The following is a 21627-nucleotide window of genomic DNA, read 5'->3' as shown; positions in this document are numbered from 1 at the left end:
ACCCAGAGGGTATGACGGCACCGTTGACGGGCGGGCGGGCCGGGGGGTCGGCATGACGGGCGGGTGGACGTTCGAGGGGCAGCCCAGCCCCATCGGCGCGGGCGCCGTGACGCTGGTTGCCGGGGGCTCGTTCTGCGTGTCGTCCCGCAACGGCGACATCCTGCCGGGATCGGCCCAGGGGATCTACTACGCCGACACCCGGCTGCTGTCGCAGTGGGAGCTGCGCGTCGACGACGGCCCGATCGAGGAGCTGCAGGTCGTCACCGGCGAGCCGTACCACGCGACGTTCCTCGGCCGGGCCCCGCGGCGGCCGGGCCAGGCGGAGAGCACCCTGCTGGTGACGCGCGACCGGTACGTCGGCGGCGGACTGTCGGAGGACCTCGTCATCCGCAACATGTCCCTCGAGCCGGCCGGCCTCGTCGTGACCCTGCTCGTCGGATCCGACGTGTGCGACCTGTTCGAGGTGAAGACCCACAGGGTGCACTGGGTGGCCGACGTGACGACCGCGACGGAGGAAGGCTCGCTGCGCATGGTCTCCGTCAGCAGGGCCAGGGGAGCGCGGGTGGCGGCCGAAGCCGGCGACACCCCGGTGCTGGCGGTGCCCGCCCCGCGCATGCTCCTGTTCCGGGCGGTTGTGCCGCCGCGGGGCGAGTGGAGGGCCGCGCTGAAGGTCAACCCGATCATCGACGGGGCCGAGACCGAGGCGTGGTACTGCGACAAGCGGCTGAAGCCCGCGCTCGCCGAACAGGCCGGGTGGCTGTTCGAGTGGGACCGGAGCCTGCCGGAGGTCACCACCTCCAACGCCGCCCTCGGCGCGGTCCTGCGGCAGTCCCACCGGGACATCGGCGCGCTGCGGCTGTTCGATCCCGAGCGCCCGGACCTGCCGCCCAGCGTGGCGGCCGGGGCGCCCTGGTTCATGACGCTGTTCGGCCGCGACTCGCTGCTCACCTCGCTGCTGGTCCTGCCGCTCGACCCCGGCTTGGCGTACGGCACGCTGTGCCGGCTGGCCTCACTGCAGGGCACGAAGACCGACCCGATGACCGAGGAGGAACCGGGCAAGATCCTGCACGAGCTGCGGTACGGCGCCCGGCAGGACGGCGCGGCCGTGGGCGTGGGCGGGCACGCCTACTACGGCTCGGTGGACTCCAGCCCCCTGTTCGTCGTCCTCCTCGGCGAGCTGCGCCGCTGGGGCCTGAATCCCGAGGCGGCCTGGCGGCTGCTCCCGAACGCCGACGCCGCGCTGGAGTGGATCGAGCGGTACGGCACGCGCGACGGGTTCCTCTGCTATCGGCGCAAGACCGATCAGGGCCTGGTCAACCAGGGATGGAAGGACTCCTTCGACGGGATCAACTTCGCCGACGGAACCCTCGCCCGGCCGCCCATCGCGCTGGCCGAGGTGCAGGGATACGTCTACGCCGCCTACGTCGCCCGGCACTACTTCGCCCGGGAGGCGGGGGACGCCGAGGCCGAGCGGCACTACCGGAGCCGGGCCGCGGAGCTGCGGGCCCGGTTCAACGAGCGGTTCTGGCTGCCCGACCGCGGCTACTTCGCCGTGGGGCTCGACCACGAGGGCCGGCCGATCGACGCCCTCGCCTCCAACATGGGCCACTGCCTGTGGTCGGGGATCGTCGACCGGGACAAGGCGGCGTCGGTGGCCGGGCACCTGCTGTCGCCCCGGATGTTCACCGGCTTCGGCATCCGCACGCTCGCCTCCGACATGGGCGCCTACAACCCCATGAGCTACCACAACGGCTCGGTGTGGCCGCACGACAGCGCGCTCGCCGCGGCCGGGCTCATGCGGTACGGCTTCGTGGAGGAGGCCCAGCGGGTGGCCTGCGGCCTGCTCGACGCCGCCCGGGCGTTCGGCGACCGGCTGCCCGAGCTGTTCTGCGGCTTCGACCGGGGGGAGTTCCGCCTCCCGGTGCCGTACCCGACCTCGTGCTCCCCGCAGGCGTGGTCGTCGGCCGCGCCGATCCAGCTCGTACGCCTGCTGCTGCGCATCGACCCCTGGGTGCCGCACGGCAAGGTGTGGATCTCGCCCGCGCTGCCCGAGGGGTTCGGCGACCTGCACATCTCCGGCATGCACCTCGCGGGGACCCGGGTCGACCTGGACGCCCGGGAGGGCAGCGGCGTGCCGCACGTGACCGGCCTGCCCGACGACGTGCGCCTCATCCCGGAGCCGCGCCCGCCGGCCCCCTCCCGCGCCGGCGCCTGACCGCCGGGCGGTCGTGCGCGTCGTCCCGCAGGCGTGCCCGGGAGGATCACTCGTGCCGCGCCTGACGCCCGTTTTGTCGTAATTCGCGGGGGGTATGGCCCGCGGAGGCGCGGCATAGAGGGAGGGCTGCGATGAGCGAGGTCGAGCTCAGTGTGCGGATCCCGGTCGGCGAGGTCGTCCTCGACGCGGACGTGGCCGTGCCGCGGGACGCGCGGGGTGTGGTGCTGTTCGCGCACGGCAGTGGCAGCGGCCGGCACAGCCCGCGCAACCGCTATGTGGCGGGGGAACTGCAGCGGGCCGGGCTGGCCACCGTACTCGCCGACCTGCTCACCGCCGACGAGGAGCGGGCCGACGCCTTCACCGGGCACCTGCGGTTCGACATCGGCCTGCTCGCCGCGCGGGTGGGGGCGCTGGCCGACCGGCTGCCCGGCGACGACCTCACCCGGGGCCTGCCCGTCGGGCTGTTCGGGGCCAGCACGGGCGCCGCGGCCGCGCTCGTCGCCGCCGCCACCCGGCCGGGCATCGTACAGGCGGTGGTCTCCCGCGGCGGACGGCCGGACCTCGCGGGGAACGCGCTGCGGACGGTGCGCCAGCCGACGCTGCTGATCGTGGGGGAGCGCGACCCCATCGTGATCGACCTCAACCGGGAGGCGATGGAGTCGCTCACCGCGCACGTCCGCATGGAGGTCGTGCCCCACGCCACACACCTGTTCGAGGAGCCCGGCGCCCTGGAGACGGTCGCGCGGCTCGCCCGCGACTGGTTCGTACGCCACCTCCAGGCCATGCCGCCTGCCCCCTGAGCTGCCCCGCTACGATCTGACATCATGGAGCAGCGCGTTTTGGGCAGGACAGGCAGGCAGGTGGGCGTGGTCGGGCTGGGCGCCTGGCAGCTCGGAGCCGACTGGGGCGAGGTGAGCGAGGCCGATGCGCTGGCCACGCTGAACGCCGCGGTCGAGGCCGGCACCACCTTCATCGACACGGCCGACGTGTACGGCGACGGCCGCAGTGAGAAGATCATCGGCAAGCTGATCAAGGAACGGCCCGGCCTGACGGTGGCCACCAAGATGGGCCGCAGGGTGCAGCAGACCCCCGACGTCTACACCCTGGACAACTTCCGCGCCTGGACCGACCGCTCCCGGGAGAACCTGGGCGTCGACACGCTCGACCTGGTGCAGTTGCACTGCCCGCCGAGCACGGTCTTCGACACCGACGAGGTCTTCGACGGGCTCGACACGCTGGTGGCCGAGGGCCGGATCGCCGCGTACGGCGTCAGCGTGGAGACGGTCGCCGAGGCGCTGACCGCGATCGCACGGCCGGGAGTGGCCACCGTGCAGATCATCCTCAACGCCTTCCGGCTCAAGCCGCTCGAAGACGTCCTGCCCGCCGCGGAGAAGGCCGGGGTCGGCATCATCGCCCGGGTCCCGCTGGCCAGCGGCCTCCTGTCGGGCAAGTACGGCCCGCAGACGGTCTTCGCCGAGAACGACCACCGCAACTTCAACCGCCAGGGCGCGGCCTTCGACGTCGGCGAGACCTTCTCCGGGGTGGAGTACGGCGTGGGCCTCCAGGCTGTCGACCGGCTGCGCGGCCTCGTGCCCGAGGGCATGACGCTGGCGCAGTTCGCGCTGCGCTGGATCATCGACCAGCCCGGGGTGAGCGTCGTGATCCCCGGCGCCCGCAACCCCCAGCAGGCCCAGGCCAACGCCGCCGCGGCGCAGTTCCCGCCCCTCACGGCCGAGGCGCAGGACGAGGTCCGCAACATCTACGACGACCTCATCCGCCCCCAGGTCCACCACCGCTGGTGACCACGGGGGTCCGCCGCCGTCCGTACGGGCTCACCCACCCGCACGACGGCGGCGCGCCCCCGAGGGTCAGCGGGCGGCGGCGAGCCGCCCGTGGTGCGCGCGGTTGGCGTCGATGAGCCGGTCGAGGGCGGCGCGGGCCGTCACGAGCTCCTCGACGTGCCGGCTGATCCGGTCCCGCTCCCGCACCAGCCGCTCGAACGCCTCGGCGGAGTTCTGCTCGCTCGGCGATTCCACGCACGGCAACAGCTCGGCGATCGTACGGCTGGAGAGCCCCGCGGCGTACAGGCGTTGGATGAACGCCACCCGTTCGATGTCGCCGTCGGTGTAGTGGCGCTGGCCACCGGCGCTGCGGGTGCTGGTGATGAGGCCCTGCTCCTCGTAGTAGCGCAGGGACCGGACGCTCACCCCGGCCCGTGCCGCCAGTTCCCCGATCCGCATCGAGCCTCCCCTGGGAAAATCTCCACTAGAAACCTTGCATCTAACGTCAGTGTCAGGTCTTAGCGTGGTCATGTCCAGCCGGCGGACGTGACCACCCACGAAGCACCTGAGAGGCACGCAGTAATGACGTCCCTGTTCGATCACTACCGTCTCGGCGCGCTGACCCTGCCCAACCGTGTGGTGATGGCCCCGATGACCCGCGTACGCGCGGCCGCGGGCGGCCTGGCGACGCCGTCCATGGCGACCTACTACGCCCAGCGTGCCACCGCCGGGCTCATCGTCACCGAAGGGGTGCAGCCGAGCCTCGTCGGGCAGTCCAATCCGGGCACCCCGGGCCTGTACACCGACGAGCAGACCGAATCCTGGCGGCCGGTCACCGGTGCGGTCCATGCCAACGGCGGTCGTGTCTTCGCCCAGATCATGCACGGGGGCCGCGTCTCCCACCCCGGCACCACGGGCATGCGGCCGGTGGCTCCGTCGGCCGTCCCCGCCCCGGGAGAGGTGTTCACCCCGGCAGGACCCAAGCCGGCGCCCGTGCCGCGGGCGCTGCCCACCGCCGAGGTGCCCGAGCACGCCCGGTCCTACGCCGAAGCCGCCCGCCGTGCGGTCGACGCCGGCTTCGACGGCGTGGAGCTGCACGGCGCGAACGGCTACCTCATCGCCCAGTTTCTCTCCAGCACCGCCAACCTGCGCACCGACGTCTACGGCGGCTCGGTGGCCAACCGCATCCGGTTCGCCGTCGAGGCGGTCTCCGCGACCGTCGAGACGGTGGGCGGCCACCGGACCGGGATCCGCCTCTCGCCCGGCGCCGGCTTCTGGGGCGCGGAGGACGCGGAGGTTCCCGACCTGTACGGCGCACTGCTCGCCGAGCTGGCCCCCTTGGACCTGGCGTATGTCCACCTCGAGGCCACGGCCGACGAGGAGGTGCTCGTCGGGCTGCGCAAGGCCTGGCCTGGCACGCTCATCGTCAACCCCGTCTTCCCGATGGGCCCCCGGCAGACGGACAGGGAGGCGGCCGACCACTGGCTGGAGCGCGGCGCCGACCTGATCAGCTTCGGCCGCGCCTTCATCGCCAACCCCGACCTCGTGGAGCGGCTGCGCCAGGGGCTGCCGATCGCACCGCACGACGAGTCCACCTGGTACCAGGGCGGCGACGCCGGCTATCTCACCTACTCCGCCTACCAGCACGCCGCCTGAAGAAGCAGCGCTGTCACGGACCGAACCCGGCCCTGGCGACCACCCGGGTGGCCCCGCGCGGGTCGCCGCGCGGGGCCCGTGCTCGTCAGACGCCCGTGCTCGTCAGACGGCCGTGCAGGTCACCTGGGACGGATTCGAGTTGGCGCCGTTCCAGGAGCCGTTGAAGCCGAACGAGGCGGAGGCGCCGGCGCCGAGCGCGCCGTTCCAGGACAGGTTCACGGCCTTCACGTTCGATCCGTTCACCGTGTGCGAGGCGTTCCAGAGCTGGGTGATCGTCTGGCCGTTGGGGAAGGTCCAGGCGACCGTCCATCCGCTGGTGGCGATGGTGCCGGTGTTCGTCACGGTGACGGTCGCCCCGAAGCCGCCGGGCCACTGGCTGGTGACGGCGTACGTCGCGGTGCACGCCTTACCGGTGCTCGCCGAGGGTGAGGGCGACGAGGAGGGGCTCGCCGAAGGCGAAGGCGACGGCGAAGGGGAGGGACTCGGCGAAGGAGAGGGAGACGGGCTCTGTGAGGGGGACGGTGACGGGCTGGGACTGGGCGAATCCGAGGGCGAAGCCGAGGGCGACGGGCTCATGGAGGTGCCGGCCTTCTCCGCGGTCCAGGCGCTCACCCAGGCCAGCACCGCGTTCCAGTTGATCGCGACCTCGTTGACCGACCAGGCGTTGATGTCGTCCAGGTAGCACCTCTGCGGCTTGCACCCGCCGAGCCTCTCCTGGGCGACCGGGTCCTGCAGCCCGCTGTTGGGGCCGCCGGCCAGCGCGCCGGGTGGCGCGATCGGCAGCGACGAGTCGAGCTGGTGGGCCCAGAACCGGTGGTGGACATTGCGCGAGGGCTGGTCGCCGTACCCGGTCACGTACGACTGGCCCAGCGGGTTGCGGCCGAACTCGTAGGCCATCGTCTCGAACACCCCGTTGCGGAAGCGTTCCTGCCCGCTGAAGTCGTAGGCGAGCGCGAGCAGCGCGGCGTTGTTGAGGATGAGGTTGTTCGAGCCCCAGATGTAGCCTCCGCCGGACGGCGCGAACGGGACGGGGTAGCCCTGGTTGCGCATCGCGGTGAGCAACGTGTCACCGTTGCTCACGAAACGGTTGCGCAGGTGCGTCCCGATCGTGGAGGTCAGGCCGTTCGGGACGAGCGCGAGCGTGATGTCGCCGAGCGAGCCGACCTCCGACCACTGGGCGCCCTCGTTGGAGAAGCTCTTGCCGTAGTAGAGGGACGAGCCGGTGAGGCCGTCGCGGTAGGTCTGCTTGCCCGTGGTGACGTACAGCTCCGCGGCCGCCCAGTAGAACTCGTCGGTCACCTTGGTGTCGACGTACGAGCCGCCGCCCTGGTCGTCGCTGCTCGGGGCGATGATGGACGGGTTGGCCCTGGCCGCCGCGTACGCCTTCTCGGCGGCGGTGAGGCAGCGGCTGGAGAAGGCCGAGTCGATGGAGGCCCACACGCGGGCGCACTGCGCGGCCGACGCGGCGAGGTTCAGCGTGGCGGCGGTGGTGGGCGCCGACAACAGCCGGGGCTGGGGGTCCTGGTCGGGCCGCAGCGGCAGGCCGGTCCACGCCTGGTCGTGGATCTTGGCGTGTGCCATGCCCGCCAGCGGCCTCCCGTCCGGGACCTGCATCTTCAGCATGAAGTCGATTTCCCAGCGGGCCTCGTCGAGGATGTCGGGCACGCCGTTGCCCCGCTCCGGGATGGCCATGGTGCCGTCGCCGAAGGCCGCGGGATCGGCGCCGGAGACATACTTGGCCCGCTCGTAGACGTTGACGAGCTGCCACGCCGACATGCCGCCGTTCACCACGTACTTGCCGTGGTCGCCGGCGTCGTACCAGCCGCCGCGGACGTCCAGGGTGTACCCGCAGCTCGTGCGGCAGGGCACGTTGTTGTCGCCCTGGTTGGGCGAGACGTTCAGGTGCCCGGCGGGCCGGGCGTACTGGTTGCCCACGTACTGACCGTTGATCGCGATGCCGCTGCGCTGGTGGTAGAAGAACGCGAGCGCGTCGTACGGCAGCTTCTTCCAGGCGTCCGCGCCGATGTCGAAGGCCCGGCTGGACTCGTTGCCCACGGTGAGCGCGAAGTTCGTGCCCGTCCCGGTGTACGACGAGAAGTCGATTTTGTGAACGGTGTCGCCTGACGGCGCGTCCTGCCCGAAGACGGTCGTGGTCCCGGTCGCCACCACCTGGTCGGAGCCGTTGAGCAGGCTCCACGTCAGCGGCGAGGTGGAGGAGTTGACGACGGTCGCCTGCTTGGCCGCGCCCGGCGCGTAGGCGACCTGGTTGACCTTGATGTTCTGCCCGAGCGGCGGTCGCGTGACGGCGTGCACCGGGCTCGTCGCGGTCACGACGGCGAACGACGCCGCGCCGACGGCTAGCGCCAGGGACAGCGCCGCGCGGGGGCGACGTGTCCATCCTGGCTTCTTCATGATTAACACCTCCGGCGGTTATGTTTCGTGACCGCATCATGAGGGGGAGACGTGGCCGGGGACATTCCTCAGTCATCACGCGTTTCGCACCCGCAGGTCATCGGATCGGGCTGACGAATGATTCTGAATATTTCACGAACGCTTTCGCTGACTCTCTAAACTTTCGCGTGTGACCGGCACAAGCCTTCCCACCGAGCTAGGACCGCGGCGCCGCCAGGAGATCACGGTCGCGCAGATCGCCAGGCTGGCCGGGGTGTCCCCGCCGACCGTGTCCAAGGTGATCAACGGACGACCCGGCGTGTCGGTCGCCACCCGGCGCCGGATCGAGGAACTGATCCGCGAACACGGCTGGCAGCGCCGGCCGGAGAGGACCGAGTCCGCGGCCATCGTCGAGGTCCTCTTCCAGGCTCTCGACAGCCTGTGGGCGCTGGAGCTCATCCGCGGTGTCAACGAGGTCGCCCAGTCCTACGGCCTGACCGTGGCCGTCACCGACATGCACGGGCACAACTCCCCGCACCGCGAGTGGATCGAGGAGGTCCTGGCCCGGCGCCCCACCGGTGTGATCGCCGTCTCCGCCGAGCTGAGCGACCACGAGTACGCGCAGCTCGCCAGCAGGTCCATCCCGCTCGTCGCGCTCGACCCGCATGGCGAGCCAAGCCATCGCGTCCCCTCGGTCGGCGCGACGAACTGGAACGGCGGCCTGTCGGCCACCCGCCACCTGCTGGAGCTCGGGCACCGCAGGATCGCGATGATCAACGGCCCGGCCGCGCTGATGTGCTGCCGAGCCCGGCTCGACGGCTACCGCGCGGCCATGGAGACCGCGGGCGTGCCCGTCGACCCCCGGTTCCTGCGGACCGGCCCGCTCTACGTGGAGACCGGCCGTACCGAGGCGCGGGCGCTGTTCGCCCTCCCCGACCGGCCCACCGCCGTCTTCGCCGGCAACGATCTGCAGGCACTCGGGGTCTACCAGGCGGCCCTGCGGGCCGGGCTGCGCGTCCCCGACGACCTCAGCGTCGTCGGCTTCGACGACCTGCCGCTCGCCCACTGGACGGACCCGCCGATGACCACCGTCCATCAGCCGCTGGCCAAGATGGGCGCCGCCGCCGCGGAGCTCGTCATGGCCGTCAGCGCGGGCGACACGTCCGAACACCACCGCATCGAGCTCGCCACCCACCTGGTCGTACGCGGGAGCACCGCCCCACCGGCCTGACCGGCGGCGGGCCGGACGCGCCGCCGAGGCGTCGGAATCCTTCGGGTCGTCGGCGATCGAGGCGGTGACGTGAGGATGTGCCCGCCCGGGGCATCCGGTCGCCGGGGTCCGATCGAATGACCGTACGTGGAGAGATGGGAGACCGCTGAGAAACGGGCGGCCGAGGCGGACGGCGCGCCCCCCGCGCCGCGCGGCGCCCGCCCGGGCTCGGGACGCCGTGGTGGGCCGGGGCACGGAGCGGCCCCCGAGTCAGGGCACGGAGCGGCCGGTAGGCCGTCGCTCGCGCCGGGAGCGCCTGGACCGTCCGGTGGCCTCCGCCCGGGCTCAGGACGGCCGGGCGGGCCGTCGCCCTTACCGGGAGCGCCGGAGCCGCCGGGCGGGACCCGCCCGCGCGGGTGGTGGCTGAACGCCGTCGGGGTCGCGCTGCTGGGCGTCATGGTGGCCGCGCAGATCGCGACGGGGTTGCGGCCTGACGACCTGCGCCTGACCACCGTGGTCGTGGTGCTGATCGCGGCGAGCGCGCTCGCCTTCGCCTCCGCGGCCACGACCCCACAGAGGGCGGCGGGCGCGTTCGGGGCGGCGGTGGCGGCGGGCTACGCCGCCGAGTGGATCGGCACGAGGACGGGCCTGCCCTTCGGCGACTACCACTACACCGACGTGCTGTGGCCGCGGCCCGGCGGCGTCCCTCTGATAGTCGCTCTCGCGTGGGGCGGCATGGGCCTGGCCGCCCACGCCGTCGCCACCCGCGCCGTCCCCGCCCGTGCGGCCGCCGGTCGCGCCGTCCCCGCCCGCGCCGTGCTGTACGGCGCGGTGGGCCGGGTCTGCCTCGGCGCCGTCGCGCTCACCGCGTGGGACCTCTTCCTCGACCCCCAGATGCTCAGGCTCGGGCTGTGGGTCTGGGCCGAGCCCGGGCCGTACCGCGATGTGCCGCTCGGCAACTTCGCCGGGTGGCTGCTGGTCTCGCTCCTGGTCATGACGTTGATCGAACGCATCGCGCACCACCCCGCCCCGGCGGCGCCGGGGACGGCGGCCCGGGCGGGGGCCACCGGGCTGGTCGCCCTCTACACGGTGATGGCGGTGATGGAGACCGTCGGCTTCGCCGTGGTCTTCCGGCCGCCCGACCTGCTGGTGGCCGCCGCCGGAGGGGCCGCGATGGGCACGTGCGCGCTGCTCGCCTGGAGGGGCACATGGCGGAAGTGATCGTGGTCGGTGGCGGCGTCGGTGGCATGGTGGCCGCCCTGCTGCTCGCGCGGGACGGGCACGACGTGCGGATCTACGAGCGGCTGCCCCGGCTCGGCGGCAAGCTGGCCGAGCACAGGCGCGACGGCTTCACGTTCTCGATCGGACCCTCGCTGCTCACGCTGCCCGGCCTCTTCCTGGACCTCGGCGTCCCGCTCGACCTGCTCGAACTCGACGAGCTGTGCCGGTACCGCTTCGCGGACGGCTCGGTGCTGTCCACCTACCGCGACCCGGGCCGTACGGCCGGCGAGGTGGACCGGCTCGCGCCGGGCGAGGGCCGCAACTGGCGGGCGTACCACCGCTGGGCCGAGCGCTGCCTGGACGCCGCGATGCGCACCTTCTTCGTGGGGCCGCTCACCGGGCCCGTCGTCGAGCCGCCGGCCCCCTGGCGAGGCACCGGCGCGCCCGGACGACCGGACCACGTCTTTCCGGGCACCGGCGCGGAGGCCGGTGGCGTGGGAGGTGACGGCTCGCACGCGGGCGCTGCGCGAGCCGGCGGGCGGGGCGGGCAGGTTCCGCGGGCCCGGCTGGGTGACCTGTTCGCGGTCGCGCCCGGCCGCACCCTGGACGCGCTGGCGGGCGGTTTCTTCCGGGACGCCCGCCTGCGCCAGTACGTGGACCGCTACGCGACCTACGCGGGATCGAATCCCTACCGCGCGCCCGCCGCCCTCGGCTGCGTCCCCGCCATCGAGCACGGCGACGGCGGGTGGTACGTCCGGGGCGGCCTGCCCCGGATCGCCGACGCGCTGGCCGCGGCGCTCGACAAGGCGGGCGTGGAGGTCCGTACGGAGACCGAGGTCACCGAGGTGATCGCGGGCACGGACCGGGTCCACGGCGTCCGTACGGCCGGAGGCGAGGTGACACTCGCCGACGTCGTGGTCGTCAACGCCGACGCGGCCGCGCTCTACGGGCGGCTGCTGCCCGACCGCACCCGGCTGCGCCGGATCGCCGGGCTGGGCCTGTCCTCGTCCGCCTTCCTGATGCTCGCCGCCGTCGAGGGCCGCACGGAGGGCATGCCCCACCACTCGATCGTGTTCTCCGGCGACTACCGGCGGGAGTTCGGCGACATCTTCGACCGGCGTCGACCGCCGGAGGACCCCACGGTCTACATCGGCTGCCCGTCCGTGCACGACGCCACGATGGCGCCCGACGGCGCGGAAAGCTGGAGCATGCTGGTGAACGTCCCGGCCGGCGACCCGGCCCGATGGCCGATGTCGCCCGAGGCGTACGCGGAACTCGTCCTGGAGCGCCTGGCGAGCCGGGGGCACGACCTGTCCGGGCGGCTGCGCTTCCTCGACCTGCTGACCCCGGCCGACCTGCGGGACCGGTACGGCGCCTGGGGCGGGGCGATCTACGGCGGCGCGTACGGAGGCCCGCTCGCCTCCTTCCGCCGTCCCGGCAACCGGGGGCCCCGGCGCGGCCTCTACCTCGTCGGCGGGACCGCGCACCCCGGGGGCGGCCTGCCGCTGGTGGCGATGGGCGGGCGCATCGTGGCCGAACTCGTGGCCCGCGACCTCTCCCGTTCCGGCCCGCGACGGGGAAGGGCGAGACCATGACGGGGAAGGGCGAGACCGTGACGACCGGCCGGCGGGTGCTCGGGGCCGCCCAGGCGGCGGCCGCCCTGGTGGTGCTGGCGCGGCTCGCCCGCGGACGCCGGCGCCTGCCCCCGCTCAGCCCGCCCGCCGCACGTACGGAAACGGCGGGCCCCGACCGCCGGGAAGCCGCCGCATCCGAATCGGCCGCCCGCGGCGGGACACAGGGCGGCGGGACACTGAGCAGCGAGGCTCTGAGCAGCGAGGCACTGAGCAGCGAGGCACAAGGCGGCGGGACACCCGGCAGTGGGGCGCCGGATCGCGGGGCACGGAGCGGCGGGATGCCGGGTGGCGGGGGCCGGGGAATCTCTGTCGTGATCCCGGCGAGGAACGAGGAGCACCGCCTCGGGCCCTGCCTGCGCGCGGTGCTGGCCGACCCCGCCGTGATCGAGGTGATCGTGGTGGACGACGAGTCGTCCGACGGCACGGCCCGGCTCGCCGCCGCGCTCGGTGCCCGCGTGGTGCCGGGACGGCCGCTTCCGGACGGCTGGGTGGGCAAGCAGTGGGCGCTGCACCAGGGGCTGCGGGAGGCGCGTGGCGAGATCGTCATGACCCTCGACGCCGACACGCGGCCCCGGCCCGGCCTGTGCGCGGCGCTGGCCGCCGCGCTGGACGACCACGACCTGGTCAGCGCCGGTCCGCGCTTCGTCTGCGACGGACTCGCCGAGCAGGCGCTGCACGCCTCGTTCCTCGCCACGCTGGTGTACCGGTTCGGCCCGATCGGTCCTCCGGTCCCGCCGCCTCCGCACCGGGTGATGGCCAACGGCCAGTGCCTGGCCTTCCGCCGTGCGGCGATGCTCCGGGCCGACGGCTTCGCCCGGGTGCGGCGGCACATGACCGACGACGTCGCCCTGGCCAGGGCGCTCGCGGCGGACGGCTGGAGAGTCGGCTTCCTCGACGCCCGGGATCTGCTGGAGGTCGACATGCACGAGTCGGCCGCCGAGGTGTGGCGGGAATGGGGACGGTCGCTGCCGCTGGGCGACGTCACCCGCCCCGCCTGGCAGGCCGCCGACCTCGCCGTCGTCTGGCTCGCCGCCGCGCTGCCGGTGCTCCGCCTGGCCGCCGGCCGGCCGACCCGGCTCGATCTCGGGCTGCTCGCCGTGCGGCTGCTGCTCACAACGGCCCTGCGACCGGCCTACGCCCGGCCGGGGGCGGGGGTGGCGCTGTCGTTGCTGCTCGACCCGGCGACCGCCGTACGGCTGACGCAGGCGACGCTGCGGCCCGTGCGCACCTGGCGCGACCGCGCCTACCCCGTCATGCCGGTCAGGGACGGCGGGCGGCCAGCGCCGCCTGCCCGAAGCGGAGACCGATGAGGCACATCAGCGCGCCCGTCGCGGCGACGTGCCCGATCGGCGCGAAGGCCAGCTGGAGCACCGGGAGCGCGAACACCCCGGCCCTGGCTCCCAGCGCGAACGACCTGGTGGCCAGCCGTGTCATCGCCAGGACGGCGAGCGCGAGCACGAACGCGGGCGGGCAGATCACGGCCATCCCGCCGGCGAAGGTCAGCACCGACCGCCCGCCGCGGAACCCGGCGAAGACCGGCCACGCGTGGCCGAGCATCGCCGCTCCCACCGCGAGGTACGCCAGGGGAACGCTCGGACCGGCGACCACTCCCAGTGCCGTCGTGTGGGCGCCCCCTGCCACCAGGCCGAGCAGCCCGGCGGCCACGCCCTTCGCCATGTCCCCGGCGAAGACGGGCGCCGCCGCCCGCGCCCCGAGCCGTTCGCGCACGTTCCAGAAGCCGGGGTTGCGGTCGCCCTCCTCACGGGGATCGACGCCGCGCCGCCCGGCCACCAGCACCGCCACCGGGATCGAGCCGAGAAGGTAGCCGCCGATGACCGCGACGAGCAGCGGAACGAGCGAGGAAACGAACGAGGGGCCCGGCGGGGAGCCGGCTGGGGGGACGAGCAGCGGGAGCGTCGTCACGTTCCACCTCCACAGGTACGCGGATCGGGGGGCGATGCGCCACATGGCCTTCGACCGTCCGGTGCTGCGCCGGACCCCGGGACTGCTGTTCTGGCGGCTGCTCGGCACGGGCCGGGGGCCGTCCACGACGCTCGGCGCCGACCTGCGCCGCTGGGCGCTGCTGGCCGTGTGGCGGGACGAGCGGGCGCTGGAGGAGTTCCTGGAGCGCTCGCCGATCCCGGCGCGCTGGCGGCGCGAGGCCGTCGAGACCTGGCACGTACGGCTCGCGCCGATCTCCTCGCGCGGCCGCTGGAACGGCGTCGAGCCCTTCACCCCCGCGCCGCCGCTCGCCTCCGCGCCGCTCACTCCCGCGCCCTTCGGCCCTCGGATCGCGGAGCGCCTGATCCAGGGCGCGACGCCGCCGGGCCCGGAGCATCAGGGGACGAACCTCCCAGCCCTGGAGCGCCTCGCGCCGGGAAAGGCGTCCTCGCCGGTGGTGTCTCCAGTGGTGTCTCCAGTGGTGTCTTCGGGGGAGCGGGCGGGCAGCGGGCCGGTGGCGGTGCTGACCCGGGCGTCGATCAGGCCGTCGCGGCTCCTGGCGTTCTACCGGTCCGTCCCCTCCGTCGACCGGCTCCTGCGCGCGCAGGAGGGCTGCCTCGCCTCGGTCGGCCTGGGGGAGTGGCCGCTGGCGCGGCAGGCCACCTTCTCCCTGTGGCGTGACGCCGCCGCCGTCCGCGCGTTCGCCTACGCGGGACGCGCGCACCGCGAGGTGATCGAGCGCGTCCGCGCGCACGACTGGTACTCCGAGGAGCTGTTCGCCCGGTTTCTGCCGTACGCGAGCGCGGGCACCTGGGACGGGACCGATCCCCTCGCCGGTCTCGGCCCCGGTTCGCCCCGGTTCGCCCCGTCCCACCGCTGACTCAACGGGCGGGGCGGACGGCGGGACGATCGCCGAGGCGGCCCACGACCTCGCCCCGGGCCAGGTCGTGGGCCACGACGCAGGCCCGCGCGATGGTCCGGGCCCGCGAGGAGCCGTGGGCCACCACGACGGTTCCGGTCAGGCCCAGCAGCGCCGCGCCGCCGTGCGTCTCAGGGTCGTAGCGGCCGGCCACCCGCCGCAGCGCCTCGGCACCGGCCGCGTCCCGCGTGCCCGCCCCAGTGCCCGCCCCGCTACTGCCCACTTCCGTGGCCAGCAGGGCGAGCGTCGCCCGTACGGTGCCCTCGACGTTCTTCAGCACGACGTTGCCGGTGAAGCCGTCGGTCACGATCACGTCGGCCACCCCGGTGAGCACGTCGCCGCCCTCGACCGGCCCGTGGAAGCACAGCGGAAGGTCGCGCAGCAGGGTCTCGGCCCGGCGGGTCAGCCGGTTTCCCTTGCCGGGCTCGGCGCCGATCGACAGCAACCCGACGCGGGGATCGGCCACGCCCAGCACAAGCCGGGCGTACGACGCCCCGAGCAGGGCGAACTGCGCGAGCATCTCGGGAGTGGGGTCCACGGTGGCGCCGGCGTCGATCAGCACGGTGGCCCCGCCCGCCGTCGTCGGCAGCGCAACGGCCAGCGCGGGGCGCAGAATGTCGGGCGCGGTGCCCAGCCGGTCGACCGCGCAGGCGGCGACGGCTCCCGTGGACCCGGCCGACACGAAGGCCGCGCCGGCTCCGTCCCGGACGAGGCCGAGCCCGACCGCCAGGCTGGAGCGGGCCATGCGGATCGCCCCCGCGCCGCGCTCGGTCATCGGGACGACGTCGTCGGCGTGCGCCACGTCGATTTCGCCCACCGCCCCGAGCCGGGCCAGCTCCGCGCGCACGACTCCCGCCCGGCCGGCGAGGACGACCGGCACGCCGTGCTCCCGCCGGGCCTGGACCGCTCCCCGCACGATCTCGGCGGGCCCGTGGTCTCCGCCCATGGCGTCCACCACGACCGGCGGGGAGGTGGTCGGCACGTCCCGCATGTCAGGCCACCCCCACCCGGCGCTCGGCCTGCGCGGCGGCGCGGGCGGCGAGCAGGTTACGGGTGAAGATCGCGAGCCTGCGCCCGCGCGGCACCGTGGCCCGCCGCGCCAGCACGTCGTGGCCGGCCGCCGTGATCTCGTCCAGGATGCCGCCGTACAGCTCGTACGCCGCCCGGATGCAGGGCCGCGAGGACGGTGCGAGCAGCGCGATCCCCTCCCAGGCCCGGCGGTAGTGGTCACGGGCGCGTTCGCAGTTCAGGGCCACCAGGTCGCGTACGGCCGGGGTGGCGCGCGGCGCGGCGAGGTCGGCCGGGGTCACGCCGAACTTGTCGAGGTCGGCCAGCGGCAGGTAGATCCGGCCCCGTGCCAGGTCCTCGCGGACGTCGCGGACGAAGTTGGTGAGCTGGAACCCCAGGCCGAGCTGCCGTGCGGGCTCGCGGGCCCGCTCGTCCTCCCCGGGCAGGGGTTCCAGCACGGGCAGCATCATCGTCCCGATGGCCGCCGCCGAGCCCTCCATGTAACCCAGCAGGTCGTCGTACGTCGCGTACCTGCGCACGGTCAGGTCGGCCCGCATGGACGCCAGGAACGCCGCCACGTCGGCGTGGTCGATCCCGAAGGCCCTGACCGTGTGCGCGAAGGCGGGCAGCACCGGGTCGCGGACCGGCTCCCCGCCCAGCGCGGCGGTCAGCCGGGAGGCGAGCCGCTCCAGCGCCCGGGACCGGTCGCCGCTCATCGAGAACGAGTCGACGATCTCGTCGGCGTAGCGGGCGAAGCCGTACAACGCGTGGACGTGCGGCCGTTTCCAGGCGGGCAGCAGCAGGGTGGCGAGGTAGTAGGAGCGGCCGTAGCGGGCGTGCAGCCTGCGGCACCGCTCGTACGCCGCCGTCAGCGTGGCGGACGACGGTACGGACGACGGTGGGGGCGACGTTCTCATGGAGTGCTCTCCAGGATGCGTTCGGCGGCCAGGCGGCCGGAGATCAGCACGGGCGGCACCCCGACGCCGGGGGCGGTGTACATGCCCGCGAAGTGGAGGCCGGGGACCCGCCGCGCCGCGCCGGACGGCCGGAACCAGGCCGTCTGGGTGAAACGGGCGTCGAGGGCGAACGGCGTGCCCGCGGAGTGGCCGCGCCGCCGCCAGGCGGGGGGATCGAACACGAGCCGCGGCGTCGCGGACAGGTCGCCGTACCCGAGGCCGGAGAGCCGGTCGAGCATGCGGTCCACCAGGCGGGGGGTGAGGGCGGCCCAGTCGGCGCCGCCCGTCAGGTTCGCGGTGGGCTCCAGCACGCTCAGCACGGCGGGCCCCGCGCCGCCGGGCCCGTGGTCGTCTGGTCCGTGGTTGGCGGGCCAGTGGTTGTCGGCACAGGTCACCAGCAGGCTCGGGTCCGGCTGCGGGGCGCCCGCCTCCAGCGCCGCGAACGTCGCCCGCCACTCCCGGCCGAAGTGGAGGGTGTGGTGGGCCTGGCCGTCCGGCCGCCGGTCGAGGGCGAAGTGCGCGACCAGGCACGAAGGGGAGAACCGGGGACGGCGCAGCCGCCAGTCGGCCGCCTCCTCCGGCAGCAGGCCGTCGCCGCCGGCGCCGTGGGCGCCGACGAGGTCGCAGGCCACCACCGCGTGCCGGGCCGCGATCCGCTCGCCCGTGTCGAGCCGTACGGCCCTCACCCCGGCCCCGTCGGTCTCGATGCGGGTGGCCCGCACGCCGTACCGGAAGACCGCCCCGGCCTTCTCGGCGGCGGCGGCCATGGCCCGGGGGACGGCGTGCATGCCGCCCTCGCGGGGGAAGTACACCCCGCCGACGGTGTCCATGTGGGCGATCACCGCGTACACGCCGAGCGCGCGCTGCGGCGACCGGCCGACGTACAGCGACTGGAACGTGTGCGCCCTGATCAGCCGCTCGTCGGTGAGGTGGCGGCGCACGAGGCGGTCCAGCCGGCGGAAGCCGCCGAGCGCGGTCAGCCGGGCCAGCGCGTACGGCCGGGCCAGCGCGCGCAGGCGGGTCATGTCGCTGTCGATGAACGCGTCCCACTCGGCCGCGAACATCTCTCCGAGCAGCCCCCGGAACCGGCGGTAGCGCGCGGCCTCCGCGGGCCCGCACAGCGCCCGCACCTGGTCCTCCATGGCGTCCGCGCCCGCGACCACGTCGAGCCGCGACCCGTCGTGGAAGGTCAGCCGGTAGTACGGGTCGAGCCGGCGCAGCGGCAGCCAGCGCTCCATGTCCTGCCCGGCCGCGGCGAAGGTGTCGGCCAGCACCCCCGGCATGGTCAGCACCGACGGGCCGGTGTCGACGCGGTGCTCGCCGAGGGCGGCCGTGCCGCAGCAGCCGCCCGGCACGTCGGCGGCCTCCACGACGATCACCTCACGGCCGGCTCCGGCGAGGCGCATCGCGGTGGCCAGGCCGCCGAGGCCCGCGCCGACGACCACGACCGGCCCGCCCGCGGCCATCAGACGGTCCTGCGGGTCGTCGTCGTCATGCGCGCTGCTCCTTCGGTCGTTCCGGTGATCGCGGCCGGTCCGGTGATCGGCGGCCGGTTCGGTGATCGGCGGTGCCGTCAGTAGAGTTTTCGCGCCCTCCCGCTCCGGCGGTTGCATCCGTGCGATTGCATCCGTGCGTGCATCCGCACCGGGCCTCCGGGCCGAAACAAGGCGAGGGGCGACCGGCACGGCATGGTGGCCGGAGGGTGGGAGCGGCGGGACGGCAGGGGCCGGAGCGACGACAGGCCTCGGGAAACGGCGGCCGGCACAGGCCGCACGCACTGGCCGCACGCACTGGCCGGAAGCACGGATCGGAAGCACTGGCCGGAAGCACGGGTCGGAAGCAGCGGACGGACACGGGGGTGAGCGGGTGAGGCGGGAAGGGCAGCCGGAGACGGACGGCGACGCCGTCTCCGAGGAGGAGCCGGGCTACGGCATCGGAGCCGTCGCCCGCCGGCTCGGCGTGCCCGCGTCCACGCTGCGCACCTGGAATCTCAGGTACGGCATCGGCCCGAGCCGGCGCAGCCCGGGCGGGCACCGCCGTTATGACGAGGCGGACCTGCGCCGGCTCCAGGAGATGAACCGGCTGGTCAGGTCGGGGATGCCGCCGGCCGACGCCGCCAATTTGGCGCTTCGGCAGCGCCCAGCGGCGGCGGGGGAGCGGAGCACCGGTGAGCCGGGGGCCGGTGAGCCGAGGACTGGTAGGGCGAGGACCGGTGAGGCGAGGACCGGTGAGGCGAGGACCGCCGAGCAGGGGGCCGCCGAGCAGGGGGCGTTCCCGGCGGGAGGGGTGGCCGCGGCGCCGCCGGGCCGCCCGGCGCGGCGTCCGGCGCGCGGCCTGACGGGTGGTCCGGCGGGTTCCGCCGCGCCGCCCGAGCCCGGCCTCACGTCCCCGCCCACGTCGGCGCGCGAGGTCACGCCCAGAGTCACGCCCGAACTCCCGGCCGCGGAAGCCGGCCTGCTGTCCGCGGCCATGCTGGCCCGCGTCGTGGCGGCGATGGACGCCCCGGCCGTGAACGTGGCGCTGGACGCGGCGCTGGCCGCGCACGGCGTGCTGTGGACGTGGGAGCGGCTCGTGCTGCCGGTGTTCGCGGCGATCAGCCGCAGGCAGCAGGAGACCGGAGCCGGGATCGACATCGAGCACCTGTTCTCCAACCGGCTCCAGGCCGCCCTGGTGCGGTTCTCCGCGCATGCGCCCGCGCCCGTCCACCCCCGGCCGGTCCTACTGGCCGCCGCCGAGGAGGAGCAGCACACCCTGGCGATCCAGGCCCTGGCCGCCGCGCTCAGCGGGCTCGCGGTGGAGACCCGGGTGCTCGGGGCCCGCACGCCGTACTCCGCGCTGGCCGACGCCATGCGCCGCGTCGGCCCGGCGGCGGTGTTCGTCTGGTCGCAGACCCCCGAGACCGGCGATCCGGCCCCGCTCGGCGGCCTGCCGGGGCTCCGCCCCGCCTGCCGGATCATCGCAGGCGGACCCGGATGGGGCGACGGCGTGCCTACGGAAGTCGTTCGGGTGACTACGTTTCGTGACGCCATCTCGGCGGTAATGACCACTCTGCGGTGATTCGCCCTCTTTGGCGCACTCTTGACCTGAGGTCCGGCCGGTTTGGTTGCCATGACGACGCGCGGGGGGCTATGAATAGATTTTGAATAGGTTTTCGGCATGGGGGGGACCATGGAGACGACGCTGGAGTTCCGCCTCGCCGCGGGAGACACGGGCGCCCTGGGGGAGTGCTACCGCGAGCACTCCCCGGCCGTGCGCTCCTACCTACGCAAGCTCGTGCCGCCACAAGACGTGGAAGACGTCCTCCAGGTCGTCTTCACCGAGGTCTGGCGGTTCCGGCACCGCTTCGATCCGGGCCGCAGCCTCGCGGCCTGGCTGTTCGGCATCGCGCACAACCGCGCCGTCGACCACCTGAGGGCGCGTACGCCGACGACGGTGCCGCTGGAGGCGGTCCCGGACCCGGCGGGACACGACGGACGGCGCGACGGCGACGAGCTCGCCGACCGCGACCGGGTGCTCCGCGCGCTGGCCGCGCTGCCCCAGGTGCAGCGCCAGGCGATCGAGCTGGCGTACTACGGCGACCTGACCCAGCGCGAGATCGCCGAGCACCTGCGGGTCCCGCTCGGCACCGTCAAGGCCCGTACGGCCAGGGGCCTGCACCGGCTGTCCGCACTGCTGGAGGCGGCGTGAGCACGATGGAGAACACTACGGAGAGCACCATGGAGAGCATGACGGCGGAGGTCAGGCCCAGGGTGGCGGTGTCGAGCTGCCTGCTCGGCGCTCCCGTGCGGTTCAACGGCGGCCACAGCCGCGACCGGTTCCTCGCCGGCGAGCTGGAGGAGCACGTCGACTGGGTGCCGATCTGCCCCGAGATGGAGATCGGCCTCGGCGCGCCCCGCGAGACGCTCCGCCTGGAGCGCGGCCCGGACGGGCCCCGGCTGCTGACCCGGCGGACGCGCCGCGACCTGACCGCCGAGATGGCCGATCTCGCCGCCGAGCGGGCGGCGGAGATCGGCGCCGTCGACGGCTACGTCTTCAAGTCGAAGAGCCCGAGCTGCGGGCTCCACGGCGTCCCCGTGTACGGCGGGTCCGCCCCGGGCGCCCCCGGGCGCCGCGGCCCCGGCCTCTTCGCCTCCGCGGTCACCGGCGCCCACCCGTCGCTGGTCGTCGAGGACGAGGGCCGGCTGCACGACGCGGTGCTGCGGGAGGCGTTCGTCGAGCGGATCTTCGCCGCGGCCCGGCTGCGGGCGCTGTTGTCCGGCGACTGGCGCCCCCGCGACCTGGTCGACTTCCACACGCGGCACAAGATGCAGATCCTCGCCCACTCGCCCGGGGCGTACCGGGTGATCGGGCGGCTCGTCGCCGCCGCGGGCGACCTGCCCCGGGAGACGCTGGCCCGCGAGTACGGCTGGGCCTTCCGCACCGCCCTCCTGGTCCGGGCCACCATCGGGCGTCACGTCAACGTGCTGCACCACTTCCTCGGCAGGATCAGCGCGGACCTCGACCCGGTCCGCCGGGCCGACCTCACCGAGGTCATCGAGGCGTACCGGGCGCACCGGGTCGCCCTGGCCGTGCCGCTGGCCCTGCTGCGCCACCACGCGAAGGGCGCCGGAGCGGGCCAGGTTCAGGAGCAGACCTACCTGTCCCCGTACCCGGACGCGCTGCGCCTGCGCAACCACGTCCCCGCCTGACGGGCCG

The 21627-nt window shown here is 74.3% G+C and carries 18 protein-coding genes; 12 read left to right on the top strand and 6 right to left on the bottom strand.

The features are described from left to right. Positions 1 to 52 precede the first annotated feature (52 nt). The 3 genes from Mam01_RS27165 to Mam01_RS27155 all read left to right on the top strand — a co-directional run bounded on the left by Mam01_RS27165 (position 53) and on the right by Mam01_RS27155 (position 4017). On the top strand, positions 53 to 2215 hold the full coding sequence (locus tag Mam01_RS27165) for an amylo-alpha-1,6-glucosidase (protein ID WP_204288006.1): 2163 nt from the start codon (positions 53 to 55) through the stop codon (positions 2213 to 2215). Positions 2216 to 2346: 131 nt separating this feature from the next. Next, positions 2347 to 3015, top strand: coding sequence for a dienelactone hydrolase family protein (locus Mam01_RS27160; RefSeq protein ID WP_204288005.1), 669 nt, complete (start codon positions 2347 to 2349; stop codon positions 3013 to 3015). Between the two features lie 24 nt (positions 3016 to 3039). Then, positions 3040 to 4017, top strand: a complete 978-nt coding sequence (locus Mam01_RS27155) for an aldo/keto reductase (RefSeq protein WP_150938535.1) — start codon at positions 3040 to 3042, stop codon at positions 4015 to 4017. 66 nt (positions 4018 to 4083) lie between these two features. On the opposite strand, the gene Mam01_RS27150 is transcribed toward Mam01_RS27155, so the two are convergent. Beyond that, complete coding sequence (locus tag Mam01_RS27150; protein WP_204288004.1) at positions 4084 to 4455, bottom strand: MerR family transcriptional regulator; 372 nt, start codon at positions 4453 to 4455, stop codon at positions 4084 to 4086. A 123-nt stretch (positions 4456 to 4578) separates the two neighbouring features. Between Mam01_RS27150 and Mam01_RS27145 the strand changes: the two genes are divergently transcribed. Next, entirely contained in the window at positions 4579 to 5652 is a 1074-nt protein-coding gene (locus Mam01_RS27145) for an alkene reductase (protein WP_204288003.1), read from the top strand. A 102-nt stretch (positions 5653 to 5754) separates the two neighbouring features. On the opposite strand, the gene Mam01_RS27140 is transcribed toward Mam01_RS27145, so the two are convergent. Beyond that, positions 5755 to 8064 (bottom strand): glycoside hydrolase family 9 protein, encoded by a 2310-nt coding sequence (locus Mam01_RS27140; RefSeq protein WP_204288002.1) that lies wholly within the window; start codon positions 8062 to 8064, stop codon positions 5755 to 5757. A 169-nt stretch (positions 8065 to 8233) separates the two neighbouring features. Here Mam01_RS27140 and Mam01_RS27135 point away from each other — a divergent pair, with 169 nt between their 5' ends. The 4 genes from Mam01_RS27135 (at position 8234) to Mam01_RS27120 (ending at position 13418) form a co-directional block, all read left to right on the top strand. Next, positions 8234 to 9274 (top strand): LacI family DNA-binding transcriptional regulator, encoded by a 1041-nt coding sequence (locus Mam01_RS27135; RefSeq protein ID WP_204288001.1) that lies wholly within the window; start codon positions 8234 to 8236, stop codon positions 9272 to 9274. 435 nt (positions 9275 to 9709) lie between these two features. Next, the gene (locus Mam01_RS27130) at positions 9710 to 10474 is read left to right on the top strand and encodes a carotenoid biosynthesis protein (RefSeq protein ID WP_204288000.1); all 765 of its coding nucleotides are present in this window, start codon (positions 9710 to 9712) and stop codon (positions 10472 to 10474) included. Further along, the gene (locus Mam01_RS27125; RefSeq protein WP_204287999.1) at positions 10462 to 12069 is read left to right on the top strand and encodes a phytoene desaturase family protein; all 1608 of its coding nucleotides are present in this window, start codon (positions 10462 to 10464) and stop codon (positions 12067 to 12069) included. Before Mam01_RS27130 ends, Mam01_RS27125 begins: the two co-directional genes overlap by 13 nt. Further along, entirely contained in the window at positions 12066 to 13418 is a 1353-nt protein-coding gene (locus Mam01_RS27120; RefSeq protein WP_239101656.1) for a glycosyltransferase family 2 protein, read from the top strand. The genes Mam01_RS27125 and Mam01_RS27120 overlap by 4 nt, the downstream gene beginning before the upstream one ends. Here the strand turns inward: Mam01_RS27120 and Mam01_RS27115 are convergent. Continuing rightward, positions 13369 to 14031, bottom strand: a complete 663-nt coding sequence (locus tag Mam01_RS27115) for a glycerol-3-phosphate acyltransferase (RefSeq protein ID WP_239101655.1) — start codon at positions 14029 to 14031, stop codon at positions 13369 to 13371. The two genes, Mam01_RS27120 and Mam01_RS27115, sit on opposite strands and share 50 nt — an antisense overlap. 43 nt (positions 14032 to 14074) lie before the next feature. On the opposite strand from Mam01_RS27115, the gene Mam01_RS36975 reads away from it, so the two are divergent. Continuing rightward, positions 14075 to 14929, top strand: a complete 855-nt coding sequence (locus tag Mam01_RS36975) for a spheroidene monooxygenase (protein WP_239101654.1) — start codon at positions 14075 to 14077, stop codon at positions 14927 to 14929. Position 14930: 1 nt separating this feature from the next. Here Mam01_RS36975 and plsX read toward each other — a convergent pair whose 3' ends face one another. From plsX to crtI, 3 genes are read right to left on the bottom strand one after another with little or no spacing between them, the layout of a single operon-like run. After that, a complete protein-coding gene (gene plsX, locus Mam01_RS27105; RefSeq protein ID WP_204287997.1) occupies positions 14931 to 15959 on the bottom strand; it encodes a phosphate acyltransferase PlsX in 1029 nt (342 codons plus the stop codon). Position 15960: 1 nt separating this feature from the next. Beyond that, positions 15961 to 16893, bottom strand: coding sequence for a phytoene/squalene synthase family protein (locus Mam01_RS27100; protein WP_204287996.1), 933 nt, complete (start codon positions 16891 to 16893; stop codon positions 15961 to 15963). Next, complete coding sequence (gene crtI / locus Mam01_RS27095; RefSeq protein WP_239101653.1) at positions 16890 to 18545, bottom strand: phytoene desaturase family protein; 1656 nt, start codon at positions 18543 to 18545, stop codon at positions 16890 to 16892. The genes Mam01_RS27100 and crtI overlap by 4 nt, the downstream gene beginning before the upstream one ends. Positions 18546 to 18798: 253 nt before the next feature. Here crtI and Mam01_RS27090 point away from each other — a divergent pair, with 253 nt between their 5' ends. The 3 genes from Mam01_RS27090 (at position 18799) to Mam01_RS27080 (ending at position 21620) form a co-directional block, all read left to right on the top strand. After that, the gene (locus Mam01_RS27090) at positions 18799 to 19989 is read left to right on the top strand and encodes a MerR family transcriptional regulator (RefSeq protein ID WP_239101652.1); all 1191 of its coding nucleotides are present in this window, start codon (positions 18799 to 18801) and stop codon (positions 19987 to 19989) included. Between the two features lie 99 nt (positions 19990 to 20088). Next, positions 20089 to 20619, top strand: coding sequence for an RNA polymerase sigma factor (locus Mam01_RS27085; protein ID WP_239101651.1), 531 nt, complete (start codon positions 20089 to 20091; stop codon positions 20617 to 20619). 5 nt (positions 20620 to 20624) lie between these two features. Further along, positions 20625 to 21620, top strand: coding sequence for a DUF523 and DUF1722 domain-containing protein (locus tag Mam01_RS27080; protein WP_239101661.1), 996 nt, complete (start codon positions 20625 to 20627; stop codon positions 21618 to 21620). The last annotated feature ends 7 nt before the right edge of the window (positions 21621 to 21627 follow it).

The organism is Microbispora amethystogenes (assembly GCF_016863015.1).
GTDB classification, from domain to species: domain Bacteria; phylum Actinomycetota; class Actinomycetes; order Streptosporangiales; family Streptosporangiaceae; genus Microbispora; species Microbispora amethystogenes.
Note: the sequence above shows the minus strand (reverse complement) of the source record. Positions and strands in the feature narration are given on the sequence as shown.